We start from the raw sequence: 17,734 nt of genomic DNA, 5'->3' as shown, positions 1-17,734 counted from the left end.
TATTTTGCATCCCAACTTGGCTTGGAGATGTAGATGCCTCTTGATCACGACTCACAAAACGACGCTCGGCTAATTGATGCGGCTATAAACGAGTTGGTTTTGGCCAATAGAATTCTTGCGCGTGAAGACGTTATAGACAGTTTTGGGCACGTCAGCGTGCGCCACCCGCTGCGGAAAGATCGCTATTTTCTGTCCCGTTCGCGCAGCCCTATCAATGTGACTCGCGAGGACATCATGGAGTTCACTTTGGAAGGTGAACTTATCGGCGAAGATCATCGTCGGCCATATAACGAACGACATATTCATGGGGCGATCTACAAAGACCGACCCGATGTGAACTCGGTGGCGCATCATCATGCGCGCTCGATCATTCCGTTCACAATGAATGATGTGTCCTTGCGTCCGATCTTTCACATGTCGTCAGTCATCGGCAAAGAAGTTCCGACCTGGGACAGCCAGGACGAGTTTGGTGACACCAACATGTTGGTTGACCGGATGGATATGGGCCACTCTCTTTCGCGCGCGCTTGGGCAAAACAGTGTTGCCCTGCTGCGTGGCCACGGCTGTATCTGTGTGGCTGCAAACATCCGGGCAGTTTGCATGGTTGCGACCGGTCTTAAAGACAATGCCGCGCTGGTTCAGCAGTCGCTGGCGCTGGGTTCCCTCAAACATCTTACAGATGGTGAAATCGACAAAACCAGCGCGATGCTTTTGGGCGACATGCCCCTGGCCCGGGCCTGGGATTACTGGGTGTCGCGTGCGGGCTTCGCCGGCTTGTAACAAAGCCGAGCCGCGCATTTCCGGCAAATGGATATAGCTAAGAGCGTTGCCTGTGTGACCTCTTGCCAAAGTGACTAAGGAGGCAACAGTGCCAATAGAGCCTATTTTGATTGCAGGTGCCGGAATCGGCGGCTTGGCCGCCGCAGCTGGTCTTGCCCGCAAGGGTTTTCGTTCGATCGTTGTCGAACAGGCCCCCATTTTGGGAGAGATCGGTGCTGGTATCCAGATCGGACCAAATGCCTTTCACGCTTTTGACTATCTGGGCGTTGGAGACGAAGCGCGATCCAAGGCCGTGTATGTCGATTCACTGCGTCTAATGGATGCTAAGAACGGGAATGATATCACGACAATCCCGTTGGGTGAGGACTTCAGAAAACGTATGGGCAACCCATACGCTGTTGTTCACCGCGCCGATCTGCACTCGGTCCTACTGGATTATTGCGAAGCAAGTGACCTGATCGACATTCGAACGAACACACTTGTTAGCGGTTACGAACAGGATGGAAAATCCGTCAGCCTCAAGACATCTCTGGGTGTATTCAAAGGCGCTGCGCTGATCGGTGCGGAAGGGCTTCGTTCACCAATCCGAGCCCAAATGATCGGAGATGGCGAGCCCAGAATTTCAGGTCACACCACATATCGAAGCGTCATTCCCACAGAGCAGATGCCTGAAGATCTGCGCTGGAATGCTGCAACATTGTGGGCTGGCCCCAAATGCCACATCGTGCACTATCCGCTGAAGGGCGGGAAGGTTTACAATCTGGTTGTCACCTATCACCGCGACCTGCAGGAGCCTATTGCAGGTCGACCCGTTAGCCGCAAAGAAGTGATGCAGGGCTTTGAACACATTGCCCCCCGAGCGCGTCAGATCATCGAACACGGTCAGGACTGGAAGCTTTGGGTGCTTTGTGACCGCGATCCGATTTCCAACTGGCGCGATGGTCGCGTGGCTCTCTTGGGCGATGCGGCTCATCCAATGCTGCAGTATTTTGCTCAGGGCGCATGTATGGCGCTCGAGGATGCTGTCTGCTTGTCGCATTGCATGGAAAACTACGGCGACAACATCGAGAACGCGTTGGAAACCTACCAGAACCAACGCCGGGTTCGGACGGCACGTGTTCAGATGAACTCGCGCCTGATCGGCGACTATATCTATCACCCGGACGATGCGCAGGCCGCCGTACGCGACCACGTAATGTCGAACATGACACCCGACGAATGGTGCGACCAACTTCATTGGTTGTACGGATCGAATGGACTTGAAAATTAAAGGATAACAGATGGGCTACGTTTTCCCCCCTCAAAACACCGTAACCCTTCCGGTAGCTGGCAGCGATGATCGTCTGCCAGTGCGCCGTATTTTGTGCGTCGGCCGGAACTATGCGGCACACGCACGCGAAATGGGTAAAGACCCTGACCGCGATCCGCCGTTCTTCTTTTCGAAACCCGCCGATGCAGTGGTTATGGACGGCGAAACCGTCGCATACCCGGCTGAGACCGCCAATTTCCACTACGAAGCGGAATTGGTCGTTGCGATCGGCAAAGAAGGTCGCAACATTCCAATGAACAACAGCCTCGATCACGTCTGGGGCTACGCTGTCGGCAATGACCTGACCCGCCGGGACCTGCAGCTTGCAGCCCGGGAACAGGGACGCCCCTGGGACATGGGTAAGTCGTTTGACCGCTCGGCCCCGATTGGCCCGATCCACCCGGTTTCGGCCGTTGGCCACCTGTCAACCGGGGAAATCAAGCTGACCGTCAACGGAGAAGTTAAGCAGCAGGCTGATCTTTCGGAATTAATTTGGTCCGTTCCCGAAATCGTTTCGATCCTGTCCAGCTTCATCGAGCTAAAACCAGGCGACCTGATCATGACCGGCACGCCGGCAGGTGTTGGATCGATGGATCCTGGTGATGTCTGTGTCGTCAGCATCGAAGGGCTGGGGCACATCACCACAACAATCGGGGCCGCTGAATGAACTTTCAGCTGCATAACTTCTTCAGGTCTTCAACATCGACGCGTTTGCGTGCGGTGTTGAACCTGAAAGGGTTGGACTACGACTATATCGCCTATGTTCTTCGCACGGGCGAAACCAGAAGTCCCCAATATCTGGCTATGAACCCCCAAGGGTTGGTTCCTTCCCTTGTACGGGAAGATGGCACGGTCATGACCCAATCCCTTGCCATCATCGAATGGCTGGATGAGGTTTATCCCGAACCTGCACTTTTTCCTTCCGATCCAGACGGAAAGGCACAGGACCGTGCGCTTGCCTATATGATTGCATGTGACATCCATCCGCTGAACAACCTGCGCGTATTGCAATATTTGGGCAGTGAATTCGATGCGGATGAGGAAAAGCAGAAAAGCTGGTTCACACATTGGGTGAAAACCACACTTGATGCGTTTGAACAGACGCTGGCGTCTCGGGAAGAACAATCAATCTATTGCTTGTCCGACACACCCGGATTGGCCGATGTCTGTTTGTATGCGCAAATCTGGAACAATAAGAGATTTGGCATCCCGATGAATGATTGGCCAAACATATCGCGTATTTACAAAGCATTGGATGCACTTCCTGCGTTCCGAAATGCGGCGCCACCGAACCAGCCCGATGCAGTATAATGAAAGACTTTAGGAGACTGTTTTGAGTTCCGATACCAGCCACGAGAACGTTGAGCATTCAATGCAGCCCGAAGACAGCCCCGAGCTGCGCAATTTGTACAAGAATTTTGCAGACGAGCATATCATTCCGCTCTGGACTCAGCTTGGGGATTTGATGCCCATGCATCCCAAGCCGAAGGCCATTCCTTATGTTTGGAAGTGGCAAACGATCCTGCCTCTGGCCGAAGCGTCTGGTGATCTTGTCCCGGTCGGTCGGGGTGGCGAGCGTCGCGCGTTGGGATTGGCCAATCCCGGCCTTGGCGGCAACGCATACATAACCCCCACGCTTTGGGCAGCGATCCAATACTTGGGCCCCAAGGAAACCGCGCCTGAACACCGCCACTCACAAAATGCGTTTCGTTTCGTCGTCGAAGGCGAAGGGGTTTGGACCGTTGTCAATGGCGATCCGGTTCGAATGAGCCGCGGAGACCTGTTGCTGACACCAGGTTGGAACTTCCATGGTCATCACAACGATACCGACAATCCCATGGCCTGGATTGATGGTCTGGACATTCCGTTCAGCCAACAAAACGATGTCGGATTCTTCGAGTTCGGATCGGATCGGGTAACCGATTATGCGACGCCGCGGTTCTCACAAGGAGAGCGTCTGTGGTGCCACCCAGGTCTGCGGCCATTGTCGCAACTGCAGAACACCGTTTCGTCGCCAATCGGCGCATATCGCTGGGAGTTCACGGACCGGGCGCTGACAGAACAGCTTTTGCTGGAAGACGAAGGAAACCCGGCAACCATAGCGCCGGGCCACGCCGCGATCCGATATGTGAATCCAACGACCGGAGGCGATGTGATGTCGACAATCCGGTGCGAATTCCATCGTCTGCGTGAAGGAACAAATACCCAGACACGACGCGATGTCGGATCAACCGTGTTCCAGGTATTCGAAGGCAGTGGTGCGGTCATCATAAACGGTGAACGTCGCGCGTTGGACATCGGCGACCTGTTTGTGATCCCGTCCTGGGTTCCATGGGCCTTGGAGGCGGAAACACAATTTGATCTTTTCCGTTTTTCGGATGCCCCGATTATGGAACGGCTCAACTTCGCGCGCAGCTACGTCGAAGGCCAAGAGTGACCGATAAGGCACGGCAAGACCACCGAGCAAGAATGGGTTCTGGCGCCAGATTTGATTCAGATCTGGCACCAAAGCAAGACTTGCTTCTAGCCCGCCGCGGCACCGCATTTTTTGCACGCTTATTAAATGATCTACCCGATACCGCTTTATCAGCGGACAGCACTGTGCCTGGTTGGCAGCGGCGACATGTCATTGCTTCAGTCGGTTTGCACGCCCGGGACATGTGCGAAACGATTGAACGTGTTCGATCTGATAGCCCCAGCTTTGAAACAACGGTCCCTGGGCGAAATGACATACATGAATACGCAACAATTCCAGCCCGCGCGCTTCATCATCTCTTCAGCCACGCGGCCGTTCACTTAAATGTAGTTTGGCGTGACTTAACTGATTTCGAATGGGGAATGTCCGATCCTCAGACCTCAATATCGGACACGCCTTCCGAACGTGCAAAGGTCATATGGGGCGCGGCGCTTGACTTGAATGTCGGGGCTGACTCCGCTGTATTTCCAGATCAGGCCCGGGCCCTTTTGGAAGAGCGCCATCACCAATAGACGGCGAGTGGATCCGTCTGAATATCGCTTCTGATCGCTGGGCGTGAATGCACATCAAAACAGCGACGAAAGTCCATTCGACTTCAATCTTTGCGCGATCTACGAATGCTAGATAGCAATTCGAATCTCTCGCTTTGCATCCCCCAAAAGGCGTCAAAGTTTCTCTTTTGGTTGTCAATCCTGACAAACTTCAACCCCAGTTTGAAAATCTATGACAGAATTATCATTTTAAAGGAAAAACACTGTATTTTTAAAAGTGTTTTCTTTGTATTTGGGAATTCTGTACTCTATAAGCTTCCAAATACTCATATTTAGGGATTTCTAGGGAGGACCTCATGAATACCAAGACACCACTAATGGGCATGGCCTTGGCGGCGTGTGCTACCATGGCAATGGCAGAAGAACAGGACACTCAGGATGGCGGCCAGCAGGGCCAGCTACCGGTTGGGATTGCTGCGATCTACAACCTTGGCGGGTCTGGCTTGCTGGAAAGCTATCTGTCGAATGAACCGTTTGGCATAGCTCAGACAAGGATTGGGGTCGCGCGCGCTGTTACCGGTGTCGCGCATGCAGGAGGGCCAACATCCGGATATGAGACGTCACCTGTCTCGGGGATCATTGATATTCATGCGTTGAAGATGATCGGGCCGGATTCCTTCATTCGGTTTTCGACTGAATACGTCGCCACAGATGGTGATGGCAGCATCGTCGTGGTAGACGCCGACACCATTCGTCTCGATGCTCAGTACGTCAAATTTTTTGATGTGAATACGATGCTTGCATTCGGCGCCTTTTACGAAAACACCGACATCGAAAACATTGGCGTTGCCGATTTGACCTATGGCGGATGGGGTCTGCGCGCGGATGCCTTGAAGCAATTCAATCCAAATTGGGGCATGTCGGCTCGGATGGAATACATGTTCGGCGAGACTGATATCTCGCTGCCGGTAAGCCCAACAGCCACATTGACCCAAAACCAGGACGATGATCGCCTGTACATCCAATCTGAGCTTGTCGGCCGGTTTGATAAGTCAGACTTGAAATGGTTGCCCCAAGGATGGGTGTTGAACCCAATCTTTGGCGTTTTGTACCAACGGGCATGGATCGAAGAGACTGCTGACAGCTTTGGCAATCTGGCGTCAGGTGTCGATGGTCCGGACGAGACCTATAGCACAATCTGGGCCAAGGCCAGGATCTCAAAAGAGCTGAGACCAGGAACTTGGTCACCCAAGGCGACGTTGGGCCTTGAACATGAGTTGGTCAACGACTTGGATGAGTACCTTGACGAACCGACCTACGGTGTTGTCGGACTGGGGATTACGCATCTGACGAATTCCGGTGGCTATTTCGACCTGACATATTCCGGTCGCCTCGGCCTAAACGGTGCGCGCCGGCAAAACGGGCTCACTTTTGCCTTCACCAAGGCGTTCTGATCTATCGAGAAAAAGGGCGGCACATCTGTGCCGCCCATTACCCAAGTACAACAACATTCAATAGCTGCAGAAGAAAGCCGACCCTGTTAAACGATCCGGCGGCTACTTTTGATAGGCTGTATGTTCTCGTCGCCCAGTTCTAGTGCCCTGAATCTTGTAACGTATGAAGCACGCGTTGCATCAGGCGCACAAATTGCTCCCGTTCGTCCGGAGCAAGGTCTTTCAATGCCAAATCGTTGACTTTCGTCGCAGCTTCGTAGGCATCATCGCGGATCGATTTGGCTTTTTCTGACAGAAAAATGAACTTTGCGCGGCCATCTGTCGGGTGATGTTTACGCGAAATCAAACCATCACGTTCCATTCTGTTCAACGTGTTCGCCATAGTCGCCTGCTCGATGTCCAGCTTGTCGACAAGTTCCTTCTGCGTTTGCCCATCCTTCTGCCACAGCGCAAGTAATGCGGGGAATTGTCCCGGCACTATGCCCAAAGGTTCAATACGTCTGCGCAATTCCTCAAAAAACAAACGAGCCAAATGGTTTATGAGGTACCCGGGCGAAGACGTGTGATCAAATTCCATAGAACCTTTTAGATTTGCATAGCGGTGGATGCAATGATATATAGCAGGCTATGCACAGCCAGGTGTACGACACGCGCAACTGCATAGAAGGACTATCCAGATGAAAACCCGCATCCATGCCACCGCCGGTGGCATCGCGTTTCTAACAATTTTGACATTTTGGACGTCGAGTGTTTTTTCAGAACTGTTCCTTGATCATGAAGCCATTGCATCGGTGAAGACCATGATTTTGCGGGGTATGTTTATCCTGATACCCGCGATGATCGTTGCGGGCGGCTCTGGTATGGCGCTTGGGAAAAACCGGACGGACCAGCTGGTGTTGGGCAAGAAAAGGCGCATGCCGTTCATTGCCGGAAATGGAATTCTCGTCCTTATCCCATGTGCATTTTTCCTTTCCAGCAAGGCCTCGGCAGGAGAATTTGACACTGTGTTCTATGTCGTACAGGCCGTCGAACTTCTTGCCGGTGCAACCAACCTCAGCCTGCTGGGGATGAATATACGGGATGGGCTGCGTATGACCGGCAAGATCGGCGGCGGTTCTAGCGTTGCGGACAATACCGCAACGATCCGCGGTCTTCCGGATGGCCCCCTTCTGGCTAGAGAGATCCCCAGATTGACCGATGCTGACGGTTCCGATGTAGCCGTGAAAAAATCTTTGGCCTTGTGTCGTTGCGGAGCGTCAAAGTCCAAGCCTTACTGCGACAATTCACATACTAGTATTGGCTTTAGTTCAGCGGTGTCCAAGGATCGAACCCCGGACAAGCTGACCGCCTATCAAGGCAAGGATATCACAGTTCACTACAATCGCCTGTTGTGTTCCCATGCGGGGGAATGCGGCCGCAGATTGAAGCCTGTTTTCGACTCGAGCAGAAAGCCATGGATTGAGCCTGACAATGGCGACGCCAATGCAATTCGCGAAATTGTTGCAGCCTGCCCTTCCGGCGCATTGTCCTGGAGCGAACCAGGTGGCGAGCCACAGCAACCCAGCGTCGACAACCCCGGCATTACAATCGAGCGTAACGGACCCTTTCGGGTAACCGGAGTTGACTTGCAGGATGTTCAGTGGGCTGAGGGCGCGTCATCCAATAAATACGTCCTTTGCCGGTGCGGTGCCTCCAAGAACAAACCATTCTGCGATGGGTCGCATGTCGACATTGGTTGGGAAGACAGCGCTGTGTGATCTCGATATTCAACTGAGGCAATCGAAATGAAAAGTACAACAACGTCTTATGGGACTGTGGCAATCACTCTGCATTGGCTCAGCGCAGCATTAATCATTGCGCTGTTTGCAAGCGGGTTTCGGGCGGCGTCCATTGATGTCAGCGCCGCGAAGGCAGGGGTTCTTTCAGTCCATGTCCCGATCGGTATTTCGGTACTGTTGCTCACACTTATCCGTATCGGGTGGTGGATGTTTGCTGATCAAAAGCCCGCCCATTTGGAAACTGATCCGGCTTGGCAGGTGTTTATCGGCAAAGCGGTTCATCTCCTGCTCTATATCGTTACCTTGGGTATGGTCGCCAGCGGAATAGGCATGGTCGTGATGTCTGGCGCCGGGACTATTCTATTCGGCGGATCAACTGCACCGTTACCGAACTTCTTCGACTATCCGCCACGGCTTGCACATGGGGCCGGTGCGCGGTTTCTGCTTGTTTTGCTAGCGCTTCATGTCGTTGGCGCGCTTTACCATCACTATGTCAAAAAAGACGGCACTTTCGGGCGCATGTGGTTTGGCCAAGTTAACTAACTGATTGGGGCGCGGTGCGATTTAGGCCGCGTCTCAATATCTAGCTCGCGTGCCATTTGCGTTGATAGCTTTGGTAATAAGAGCAACAATTTGCTGCTGCTCAGTATCGCTTAGCCCCTCCAGTATTAACTCGTTTTGCTTGCTTGCCCGCTTCAGCGTTGGCTCTTTCAAAGACTTGCCATGCTCTGTCAGCCATGTTTGTCGGATGCGCCCATCTTCTGTATCTCGTCGACGGATGATCAGGCCGTCTCGCTCCATCCGAGCCAAAGTATAGGCCATTGTTGCCTGTTCGATCCCGACACGCTCAACCAGTTGTTTTTGCGTCAGGCCGTCGTCTTCCCATAAGTGCACCATGATCGGGAAAACACCTGTTGAAAGGCCAAGAGGCTTTATTTGCTCCTGTAGCGCGTTCGCAAACAGGCGCGCGAGGTGATTAATCAGATATCCCGGAGAATTCTCTCGTGAAAAGGTCATATTCCATCGATTCTTTTACATAGTAGACTATACAATTATTGTATAGCTTGCTATATGTGTTCTGGCAATGAGTCGTTTCACATAAGACTCACACCATTATACATAGCTTACTATGTAATGATGCAAGAAAGGAGACTTCAGATGACCAAGAAAATTCACCCGATTGCAGGCGCCCTTGCCTTTATTATGATCGCCAGTTTTTGGCTTTCCACTGTGATCGTCGAATTCTTTGGCACCGAAGCACAGATCATCGCGGTCAAAACGACAATACCTTGGGGCTTCTTAATTCTCGTCCCGGCAATGGCCGCTGTTGGCGGCTCGGGCTTCACCCTTGCAGGCAAGCGTCGCGGCGGGGTCCTTGGGGACAAGGCCCGCCGGATGCCAATCATCGCCTTCAACGGCATAGCGATCCTGATTCCTGCAGCCCTTTTTCTGGCCGCTAAAGCGAAAGCCGGAGAACTCGATAGTACCTTTTATCTGGTGCAAACTCTCGAGCTGGTCGCCGGTGCGACGAACCTCACGCTAATGAGCCTTAGCATGCGCGACGGTCTTCGCATGAAAGGTCGACTTCGTCATCGGAAGGTAAAAGCATGATGTCCTTGGCCCGCACGGCGGAAGCGATCACAATCATAGCCTCGGGCATGTTTGCCGGGTCGATGCTGTTTATTGGAATGACGCTTGGCGGCTATTGGCAAAGCCTTGACGCGCAGCAGTTCCTGGACTGGTTTGCTGTGAACAACGTTTTCATCCAGCGAACCATACCCTTGGTATCGATGCCGGCTCTTCTCGGCTCGATTCTCTGCGTGGCATTGTTTTGGCGAAGCCCCGCTCGTGGAATGTGGATTGCAGCGCTACTCAGTTGGATGATCGTGGCGCTCCTGACATTCGCATTCTTTGTTCCGACGAACACGGCTTTTGCCTCTGGGGGTCTGCCAACAGCCGAAGTTGCTGACACGCTGGAGCTTTGGCTGCAGGTGCATTGGCTTCGGATCATCTGCGGGATTGCCGCAACTGTCTTCGCTTATCTGGCAATACGACGAGCTTAAAATCTCGGCACTGACCAAAGGAACCTAAGACGATGAAATCACCTCTCATTCTAGCCACAGCCATAGTGATCACCACGGCTGCATGCGGCGCGACCTATTTGCAAACCGTTCAAGATGCCAAAGCTGCATTACAAGGTGCTCCTGCCGAACGTCTGAAAACCTGCATTGGCGAACCCGCGACTGTGGAAACTCAGGGCCGTCATTTCATTGCCACCTATAGTTCTGCTCAGGCGCGCGGACCGGACGGATTAACACTGCCATCAGCTGCAGCCGCCGAAGACCCTAAGGCTTGCGTCTTCAACCTCACCATCTCGGACCGCGTTATTCAAAGCATCAATAGCGAAAACCGCGCCGGTTGGGGCGGTGGCAGCATCACGAAATGTGCTGAACTTGTAAAAGCCTGCACAAATCAGGCTCAGTGAAAGGGTTCAAAAATGGCTTTTGAAATTGGACTTCGCGGGGGGCTTTCCGCGCTGGTGACCGTGTTCGCTTTCAGCGCTGGCAGCCCGGTTGTTGCAGATAATACTACCTTTCAATCCGTATGTGCAGAATGCCACACGGGCGGCTTTAAAGGCTTCATGTCAGGTGCGCCCAACGTCAAGAAACCGGACACCTGGCAAAAGTTCCTGCAACGGGATTCAGAACAGCGCATGCGCGATATCGTGTTACGTGGCACCAAGGACCATAAAGCGAAAGGCGGCTGCACCACCTGTAGCAACGAACAGATCGACGCTGCGATCGACTACATGTTGGAGTTGGTGAAGTAACAATGGACCGTTACCACCCTCTTCTTGTTACGCTGCATTGGCTTATGGCAATTCTCATAATCCTGACACTTTTGTCGGGAGGCATTGCCCCTCTGAGTTTCCATTTGACCAGCGGAATCTTGATCCTGGGGCTGACAATGCTTCGGCTTCTTGTCCGTTTCAAAACAGAGAAACCAAGCGCGCCGGAAAGTGGATTGAATATACAAGTGCGACCGGCAAGCTGGATGCATACCGCCTTGTATATTCTTCTTGGCGCCGTCGTCGTATCGGGCACCGGGATCGCAGTCGAGTCAGATTTGATACACGTGGTTCAAGGCAACAAGATGCTACCCGCCGGGTTCACTGAGACAGTCCTGTACAGGGTTCATAGCCTTGCAACGGATCTGTTGATGGTCGCAGTCGTCGCTCATGCCTTCGCTGCCGCTTGGCATCAGTTCGTTCAAAAAGACAAGCTCTTTGCGCGGATGTGGTTCAAAAGGCCCAAGCGTGGCCGTGCACAGACATCCTGATACTTGATGAACGACATCGCGAAATTTGCGCACCAGTGCACCAAACTATTAAGTCAGACGCCAAAATCTGAGCTTTTAGCTCTTTAGTTAAATCCCGAGGCACACCGATGCTGTTTACGCTTATGAAGTTCACTCACTTGTTCGGAATCCTACTGGTCGCGGCCGGTTTGTTTTCGGTTTTTGTCCAAGACATTCTGTCCCGCAGAATTGCAACACAGGCTGGCTACAAGAACGCACTTGAGGCCATGGGCATTGCCTATAGCTTCCTCGCCCTGCCGGGGGCCCTGTTTGTCATCTCATCAGGCGGATGGCTGATTGCGAACTACTATGGCCCGGTTGAATTATTAGAAACACCATGGTTGGCGGGCATGGTTGGCCTGTTTTCGGTTTGGCTGTTTGTGGTTCACGTCAAAGTAAGATTTGACCTGCGTCGCTGTCGTAGAATGCTTGGCGAGGGACAAACGGTCAAAAAGCTCGAGGCACTTCGAAACAACGGTTTGTCCTTATTTTGTCTGGCTCTGGATTTACCGATACTTATTTTGATCTTGGTCCTGGGAACCTTTCGGCCCGAAAGCTGGGCCCTGCTTTTGATCGGGATCGGCTTCGCGATCGAATTCGCGCTTATTCTGACAACCGTAGGTCCTTGGCTCTGTCGCCAAGCTAATCGTCAGGAAGCCACGGGTTTTTGACAGAGTGATGGACTTTAACGCGTTGGGACCGCTCAGCACTAAGCTATTGCCGGTTCCTCGCGCATCGCTTGGCTAGTAATGCCCCACGAATTTCAGAGGTAATGGTGGCCCTTTGGCCCGAAGAACCAGAAGTCATCGGGCCAAAAGATTGATGACAATACTGAGTATTAACCCACGCAGAAACCTGGGACGGTCATCTTGGTGAACAAGTGAGGACGCACGACTGCGCTCTCAGGGTATTGACCGATCCGGGCCTGGAATTCCGGGTTGGTAAACGCGTTGCGGAAAGACGCGACGTCCTCCCAGATTGCATAGTTCATATAAGTTCCGCTACCGGCCAGACCTTTGTGCATCTGAGTCGAAATGTAGCCAGGCTGCGCCTTCATAAAGCCGGCATCATGCGCCCACGCGGCAACCAGCGCTTCTTCGTCTTTCGGATCGATCGAGAATACGTTCACCAGAACAACTGGGCCTTCACTGCTGCCCAGTTGCTCGGCCAATGTGACGACCTCATCAAGTTCTACAAGTTTAGCCATGATTTTCTCCTAGTTGGTGGGTTTGCTAACTGTTGCGGGTCAAATCTGCGTCCTACCCGCCTGGATTCTGGTGCGCCTTTTTGCGCCCAAACGCCTATGACTAGGCATGCTTTGTGTTGACCAAATAACATAGTCAGCTATGATTTTATATATGATCTTTTTTGACATCATCAAATAGACCCTACGAACATCGTGCAAGCTTTGGCGCTATCTTGTCATTGTGCAAAGGTTCGGCTTCAGATCAGTTTCACCTTGTTTTGAATGAGTTAGCTGCGCACTTCACTTTCTTTATCATTTTTCCCACTTTACGGGAATTTCTTCATTGTTAAATATTCATTAATCCTATAAAGAGACAAAAGCAACAGGAGATGCCCTTAAGATGACAACTGCGCCAAATATGGACAAACAGCCAAAACTTGATCGCAGTGTTCACCTGAACTTTACTGGTGACTGGGGCCAAGCAAATTTTCACCGCATCTGCTCATGGCTGTGCCAGGAGGTCTGCGACCGCACCGAAAAAGGATCGCGCGTTGCAATTTGGAATCTGATTGCCGGTGCTGACTCTCCGATTGCTGTGTCTAACGGTGAGGTTGATCTCTGCATCGCCACGCCCGTCCAAATGTTGCCCGGCGCGCTGGCTGGGGAAGGGATCTTCGAAGGAAGCCCGCTTCCACGTCTGCGCACGCTTGCAATTCTTCCACAAACAGACCGCATGGTTTTCGCCATCGATCCAAAATATGGCGTCTCAACATTTGAAGAGCTGCGTGAGAAAAAACCACCAATCACACTCGCCACTTCGGAAGATGACGGTGTAAATCTGATCGGTTATACGGCCGCCCGTTATCTAGAGGCCCATGGCATCGACCGCGACACTCTGGAGTCCTGGGGTGGTAAATTGATTACGGATACCAGACCCGAACAATCGGTGTTCCGTATGCGTGATGGCGAAGTCGACGCCCTACTGCAGGAGGCATATATGACGCCTTGGTGGCGGGATGCTGTCGCAAACCGCTCTCTGGTGTTCTTACCAGCAGAAGATGCTGCCCTGACAAAGCTGGAGACCCAGTACGGCTGGCCCCGTGCCGTTGTGCCTGCTCATTTCTGGGAAGGTCAAACCGAAGATCTGCCCGCGTTGAATTTCTCTGATTTCGCCGTGCTTGTGCGTGATGATATGCCCGAAGATCTTGCGCATCTGTTGACCTGGTGTCTGGTCGAAACTCGCGAGGTTATCGAACAACAATTCCGTCACATCCCATCACATCACAGCCCCCTCAGCTATCCGCTTGTGCCGGAACGCATGGCGGATTCCCCGATACCCTTACATCCCGGTGCTGCGCGCTATTACAAAGAAGCGGGCATCATCGAGTAGAACAACCCCATAACACCTACTCACTCACAAACCCCCCTCGCTCTACCACTCACACCCCCCCTCACTCACAGACCCCCTCGTTCTACCACTCACAACCCCCCTCGAACTTGTTCCCTTCAACATTCAACACGGAGCACGACATTATGGCTATTGATAGTAAGACAATCACTATTGCTGCAGCTGATGGCCAATCGTTTTCAGCCTATCGCAGCAGACCGTCATCGACCGACGCTATCGGTGGAATCGTTCTGATCCAGGAAATTTTCGGTGTAAACGACAATATCCGAGCAGCATCCGACTGGTTTGCCGAGCAAGGTTATGATGTCATCGCACCGGATATGTTCTGGCGGCAGGAGCGCGATATCGAACTGAACGCCGCACTGGAAGAAGATCGCGAAAAGGCGATGGGGTTTATGCAGGGGTTTGACCTCGAGGCAAGCCTTGGCGACATGGATGCCGCCGTTGCACTTCTTCGCGAGGATGCCAAGCTGCAAGGCAAGATCGGTGTTGTTGGCTATTGTCTGGGAGGGCGCGTTGCCTTCCGCATGGCGACGTCCAATGCTGCCGATGCCGTCGTTTGCTTTTATCCAGTGGCTATCAGTCAGGATCTTGGGACCAGCACTGGTCCTCAGGCTCCGCTTTTGATCCATTTGGGTGCCGACGATCATCTTTGCCCGCCTGAAGCTCAGACCGCGATTACTGAACATGTCGAGCAGTCAAAAGACGGCTCTGTAACTGTACATGACGGCGTCGGCCACGCATTTGCACGTTTGGGCCGTTCTGGTCGTGCAGAAGAAGCTGCTATTGCCGCAGAATCGGCCACTCTGGAGTTCTTCAAAAAGCATCTGGGTGCATAAACCCAAGGCGAACCAAGCGGGTCACCTGCTCTTCAAACGTTATGAGAACCGGATTTCGTAAGTCCGGTTCTTATTGCACGCGCAAGCACCTACTCAGCTTGCTGAGCCTGCTGCGAGCTGCGCAACGTCCGTAAACTCTAACTCGATGGGGAATGTAAATGAGCACGATGCCAAGAAAGATAATATCCTGGATTCCAAGACTAACTTTGCTGATGTGTGGGCTCATCATGTGTCTCGCCGGTATTGCTGGCGTAATGGACCCTACCGTCATCAGTGGAACTGCAACTCTTGCTCCTGACGGGATCACCAGCATCCGCGTCGACTTCGGCGGCTTCCACTTGGGTTTGGGACTGTTCGCTCTTTACGGCGTATTCTTTCGGTCGTTTTTGAAGCCTGGGTTGGTGGCAGTTGCCACCACACTGACTCTTGTTGTCATTACCAGACTTACCGGGATCAATCTGGACGGGTCGAACGATGCCCAGCTCACAATCCTATCCAGAGAATTGGTTCCCTTCACCCTCTCGGTCGTGGGATTGCTATGCCTCGTAGTTTCATCCAGAGCGCATTCTGAAACCTGAAGCTCTTTTAGGGCAATCATCCGATTACAAAGACTTGCCCGCGGCCCCTACCTATCCAGTGAGAGCAGGTAGGGGTCAAACGCTTCGCTTAAATTTATTTAGCTTTCATAGCTTCGATCGAAATCGAAATGTCGACTTTGTCGCTGACACCCGGCGCGTATTTGCCCAAACCAAATTCAGACCGTAGCACGGATGCTGTCGCATCGAACCCCACCCAGTCCTTTTGCTCTTTGTCATGGAAACCCATTTTATTCATTCTTGCATCAAGAGTGACTGGATGTGTTGAGCCATTCATCGTCAGGTCGCCAGTTATCTTGGCCGTTGTCTCACCAGTGACTTCAATATGCGTTGACTTGAACTCGATCTGATCATTCTCAGTCGCAACAAAAAAATCTCCACCGACGGTAAAGTTCGCATCTCTCTGCTCGAGGCCGGTGAACATCGTTGACACCGGGAACCAGACCGCAACACTGGATCCTCCCGGGTTCTCTTTGTCAAAGTCGATCTCACCTTCAATACCTGAGAACATGCCGGTTGTTCTGGAGTAACCAAGATGATCGTAGCTAAATATAATTTGTGACCATTTCGGCGCCAGAAGGTATTTTTCCGAGTCAGCCACACTGGTGGATGCCAGAGCCGAGGCAGTTAAGGCCATTGCGGCAAACAACACCGAAAGCTTCATGAAATATCTCCTGATAGAAGCGTGAAATTCTAAGGACAAAAAGCCACTCGTAAGAAAGAGCTCACTTAGTGTCCGCTAGCGTCGTGCTGATTTCATTATCTTCCTTAGCGGCACGGAATCGTCACTAAAGATGGCTTCGTCACCGTGAAAATTCGGGTCGGCGATCATTCTCCGTAACAAAGGCATATCGCGGGCCTGATTGATCGTAACCGCACCTTGGATCTTGTTGTCGACAAGCTGAATCAGGGTCAGCCCATCATCCTCGCCCGCACGCTCAATACAAGGCATCTCTGCGTCCAACTGCCCCAAAATTTGAATATTCAGATCGCCCTGATCAGACCAGAACCACGGAATCGTGGAAACTTCGGTCAGCTCGCCCACCACCGATTTACCGACCGCATCACCCTGTACATTGGCATTTTCCCAAGATTCCAGGCGCATGTGACGATCATATTCAGGGTTCATCTGGTTAACTGCATCACCTATGGCGAAAATATCAGGATCAGAAGTTCTGCCAAAACTATCCGTCTTGATGCCGTTTTCGATAGTCAATCCAGCATCTTCGGCAAGCGATGTTTCGGGGTCTACCCCAATACCGACTAGGATCATATCGGTGGGAACAGACGTGCCGTTCGACAATACTAGGTTTTCGCCATCCATTGCCTGGGCCTGAACACCAAACAGAAAGCGCACGCCTTTGTCAGAGTGATAGGTCTGAACAAAGGTACTGACAGTGGGTGATCCAACTCGGGGCAACAGCGTTTCACCAGCTTCTACGATTGTGACAGTGCACCCAAGCTTTTGGGCCGTTGCCGCAACCTCAAGTCCGATGAACCCTCCACCAATGACGGTCAATCGTTTGCCTTTTGTCAGTTGATCCCGCAATTTGCTGCAGTCATCCATGCTGCGAAGATAGTGAACACAGTCCTCTTCGGCACCGTCCAACGAGATACGCCTTAGCCGGCTACCGGTCGCGAGAATCAGTTTGTCATATGCTATGTTTTCGCCATCTTCGAGAAGAACGGTTTTTGTCGCCCGATCAATTTTTGTCACCGACACTCCCGTGTGCAAACGAATATCCCGTTCCTTGGCCGTCGCATCATCGAAGACAAAAGGAAGTTTGGTTTCGTCATCCAGCAACATGGCTTTCGACAGAATCGGCCTTTCGTATGGTGCGCAAGGCTCCATTGAGATCAGAGAGATGTCGGCAGCTGGGTCTGATGCGCGCGCCGCCAGAGCCGCACGGCCACCCGCTTGTCCGCCACCCACAATCACGATTTTTTGTCGCTGTGACAATGCTCCACCCTTTCTTTCGTGAGTCGGGCTTCGATGAACCCTTCCTGCGATATGGAATCCTGCCTGGCGAGTGCGAATATGTCAGGAAATGCACGCTCAG

The 17,734-nt window shown here is 52.5% G+C and carries 23 protein-coding genes; 18 read left to right on the top strand and 5 right to left on the bottom strand.

What is annotated here, in order from left to right; translation table 11 throughout:
- Positions 1–33: 33 nt before the first annotated feature.
- The 7 genes from AC2FH6_RS13460 (at position 34) to AC2FH6_RS13430 (ending at position 6,510) form a co-directional block, all read left to right on the top strand.
- Positions 34–780, top strand: coding sequence for a class II aldolase/adducin family protein (locus AC2FH6_RS13460; protein ID WP_496701966.1), 747 nt, complete (start codon positions 34–36; stop codon positions 778–780).
- An 88-nt stretch (positions 781–868) separates the two neighbouring features.
- The gene (locus AC2FH6_RS13455; protein WP_496701968.1) at positions 869–2,050 is read left to right on the top strand and encodes a 3-hydroxybenzoate 6-monooxygenase; all 1,182 of its coding nucleotides are present in this window, start codon (positions 869–871) and stop codon (positions 2,048–2,050) included.
- Positions 2,051–2,060: 10 nt separating this feature from the next.
- Positions 2,061–2,756, top strand: coding sequence for a fumarylacetoacetate hydrolase family protein (locus tag AC2FH6_RS13450; protein WP_496701970.1), 696 nt, complete (start codon positions 2,061–2,063; stop codon positions 2,754–2,756).
- On the top strand, positions 2,753–3,400 hold the full coding sequence (gene maiA, locus AC2FH6_RS13445) for a maleylacetoacetate isomerase (RefSeq protein ID WP_496703105.1): 648 nt from the start codon (positions 2,753–2,755) through the stop codon (positions 3,398–3,400). Before AC2FH6_RS13450 ends, maiA begins: the two co-directional genes overlap by 4 nt.
- Before the next feature lie 22 nt (positions 3,401–3,422).
- Positions 3,423–4,526: a cupin domain-containing protein gene (locus AC2FH6_RS13440; RefSeq protein WP_496703104.1), complete on the top strand. Its 1,104-nt coding sequence runs from the start codon at positions 3,423–3,425 to the stop codon at positions 4,524–4,526.
- Positions 4,527–4,558: 32 nt separating this feature from the next.
- Positions 4,559–5,077: a maleylpyruvate isomerase N-terminal domain-containing protein gene (locus AC2FH6_RS13435; RefSeq protein ID WP_496702092.1), complete on the top strand. Its 519-nt coding sequence runs from the start codon at positions 4,559–4,561 to the stop codon at positions 5,075–5,077.
- 335 nt (positions 5,078–5,412) lie between these two features.
- Positions 5,413–6,510: an autotransporter outer membrane beta-barrel domain-containing protein gene (locus tag AC2FH6_RS13430; protein ID WP_496703103.1), complete on the top strand. Its 1,098-nt coding sequence runs from the start codon at positions 5,413–5,415 to the stop codon at positions 6,508–6,510.
- Between the two features lie 139 nt (positions 6,511–6,649).
- Here the strand turns inward: AC2FH6_RS13430 and AC2FH6_RS13425 are convergent, their stop codons facing one another.
- On the bottom strand, positions 6,650–7,087 hold the full coding sequence (locus AC2FH6_RS13425; RefSeq protein ID WP_496703101.1) for a MarR family winged helix-turn-helix transcriptional regulator: 438 nt from the start codon (positions 7,085–7,087) through the stop codon (positions 6,650–6,652).
- Between the two features lie 100 nt (positions 7,088–7,187).
- Between AC2FH6_RS13425 and AC2FH6_RS13420 the strand changes: the two genes are divergently transcribed.
- Together AC2FH6_RS13420 and AC2FH6_RS13415 are read left to right on the top strand one after the other, a co-directional pair.
- Positions 7,188–8,267, top strand: a complete 1,080-nt coding sequence (locus AC2FH6_RS13420) for a CDGSH iron-sulfur domain-containing protein (RefSeq protein ID WP_496703099.1) — start codon at positions 7,188–7,190, stop codon at positions 8,265–8,267.
- A 27-nt stretch (positions 8,268–8,294) separates the two neighbouring features.
- Entirely contained in the window at positions 8,295–8,831 is a 537-nt protein-coding gene (locus AC2FH6_RS13415; RefSeq protein ID WP_496703097.1) for a cytochrome b, read from the top strand.
- A gap of 33 nt (positions 8,832–8,864) precedes the next feature.
- On the opposite strand, the gene AC2FH6_RS13410 is transcribed toward AC2FH6_RS13415, so the two are convergent.
- Entirely contained in the window at positions 8,865–9,305 is a 441-nt protein-coding gene (locus tag AC2FH6_RS13410; protein WP_496703095.1) for a MarR family winged helix-turn-helix transcriptional regulator, read from the bottom strand.
- 141 nt (positions 9,306–9,446) lie between these two features.
- Between AC2FH6_RS13410 and AC2FH6_RS13405 the strand changes: the two genes are divergently transcribed.
- The 6 genes from AC2FH6_RS13405 to AC2FH6_RS13380 all read left to right on the top strand — a co-directional run bounded on the left by AC2FH6_RS13405 (position 9,447) and on the right by AC2FH6_RS13380 (position 12,316).
- Positions 9,447–9,899 carry a hypothetical protein gene (locus AC2FH6_RS13405; RefSeq protein ID WP_496703093.1) on the top strand — a complete coding sequence of 151 codons (453 nt, stop codon included), beginning with the start codon at positions 9,447–9,449 and terminating at the stop codon, positions 9,897–9,899.
- A complete protein-coding gene (locus tag AC2FH6_RS13400; protein WP_496703092.1) occupies positions 9,896–10,351 on the top strand; it encodes an anthrone oxygenase family protein in 456 nt (151 codons plus the stop codon). The genes AC2FH6_RS13405 and AC2FH6_RS13400 overlap by 4 nt, the downstream gene beginning before the upstream one ends.
- A gap of 32 nt (positions 10,352–10,383) precedes the next feature.
- A complete protein-coding gene (locus AC2FH6_RS13395) occupies positions 10,384–10,773 on the top strand; it encodes a hypothetical protein (protein WP_496703090.1) in 390 nt (129 codons plus the stop codon).
- A gap of 12 nt (positions 10,774–10,785) precedes the next feature.
- On the top strand, positions 10,786–11,118 hold the full coding sequence (locus AC2FH6_RS13390; protein WP_496703088.1) for a c-type cytochrome: 333 nt from the start codon (positions 10,786–10,788) through the stop codon (positions 11,116–11,118).
- A gap of 2 nt (positions 11,119–11,120) precedes the next feature.
- Positions 11,121–11,627, top strand: coding sequence for a cytochrome b (locus AC2FH6_RS13385; protein ID WP_496703086.1), 507 nt, complete (start codon positions 11,121–11,123; stop codon positions 11,625–11,627).
- A 107-nt stretch (positions 11,628–11,734) separates the two neighbouring features.
- On the top strand, positions 11,735–12,316 hold the full coding sequence (locus AC2FH6_RS13380; RefSeq protein WP_496703084.1) for a DUF2269 family protein: 582 nt from the start codon (positions 11,735–11,737) through the stop codon (positions 12,314–12,316).
- 167 nt (positions 12,317–12,483) lie between these two features.
- Here the strand turns inward: AC2FH6_RS13380 and AC2FH6_RS13375 are convergent, their stop codons facing one another.
- Positions 12,484–12,852 (bottom strand): antibiotic biosynthesis monooxygenase family protein, encoded by a 369-nt coding sequence (locus AC2FH6_RS13375; protein WP_496701997.1) that lies wholly within the window; start codon positions 12,850–12,852, stop codon positions 12,484–12,486.
- 379 nt (positions 12,853–13,231) lie between these two features.
- Here AC2FH6_RS13375 and AC2FH6_RS13370 point away from each other — a divergent pair, with 379 nt between their 5' ends.
- From AC2FH6_RS13370 to AC2FH6_RS13360, 3 genes are all read left to right on the top strand, one after another.
- Complete coding sequence (locus AC2FH6_RS13370; RefSeq protein ID WP_496701999.1) at positions 13,232–14,221, top strand: TAXI family TRAP transporter solute-binding subunit; 990 nt, start codon at positions 13,232–13,234, stop codon at positions 14,219–14,221.
- Between the two features lie 143 nt (positions 14,222–14,364).
- Positions 14,365–15,078 (top strand): dienelactone hydrolase family protein, encoded by a 714-nt coding sequence (locus tag AC2FH6_RS13365; protein WP_496703081.1) that lies wholly within the window; start codon positions 14,365–14,367, stop codon positions 15,076–15,078.
- A 158-nt stretch (positions 15,079–15,236) separates the two neighbouring features.
- Positions 15,237–15,656, top strand: coding sequence for a DUF4345 family protein (locus AC2FH6_RS13360; RefSeq protein WP_496703079.1), 420 nt, complete (start codon positions 15,237–15,239; stop codon positions 15,654–15,656).
- 94 nt (positions 15,657–15,750) lie between these two features.
- Here the strand turns inward: AC2FH6_RS13360 and AC2FH6_RS13355 are convergent, their stop codons facing one another.
- Positions 15,751–16,338 (bottom strand): YceI family protein, encoded by a 588-nt coding sequence (locus AC2FH6_RS13355; protein WP_496703077.1) that lies wholly within the window; start codon positions 16,336–16,338, stop codon positions 15,751–15,753.
- 75 nt (positions 16,339–16,413) lie between these two features.
- On the bottom strand, positions 16,414–17,634 hold the full coding sequence (locus AC2FH6_RS13350; protein ID WP_496703075.1) for an NAD(P)/FAD-dependent oxidoreductase: 1,221 nt from the start codon (positions 17,632–17,634) through the stop codon (positions 16,414–16,416).
- Positions 17,635–17,734: the final 100 nt, after the last annotated feature.

Source organism: Ruegeria sp. CDSC045 (assembly GCF_059610725.1).
This window is presented reverse-complemented; position numbering and strand designations above follow the sequence as displayed.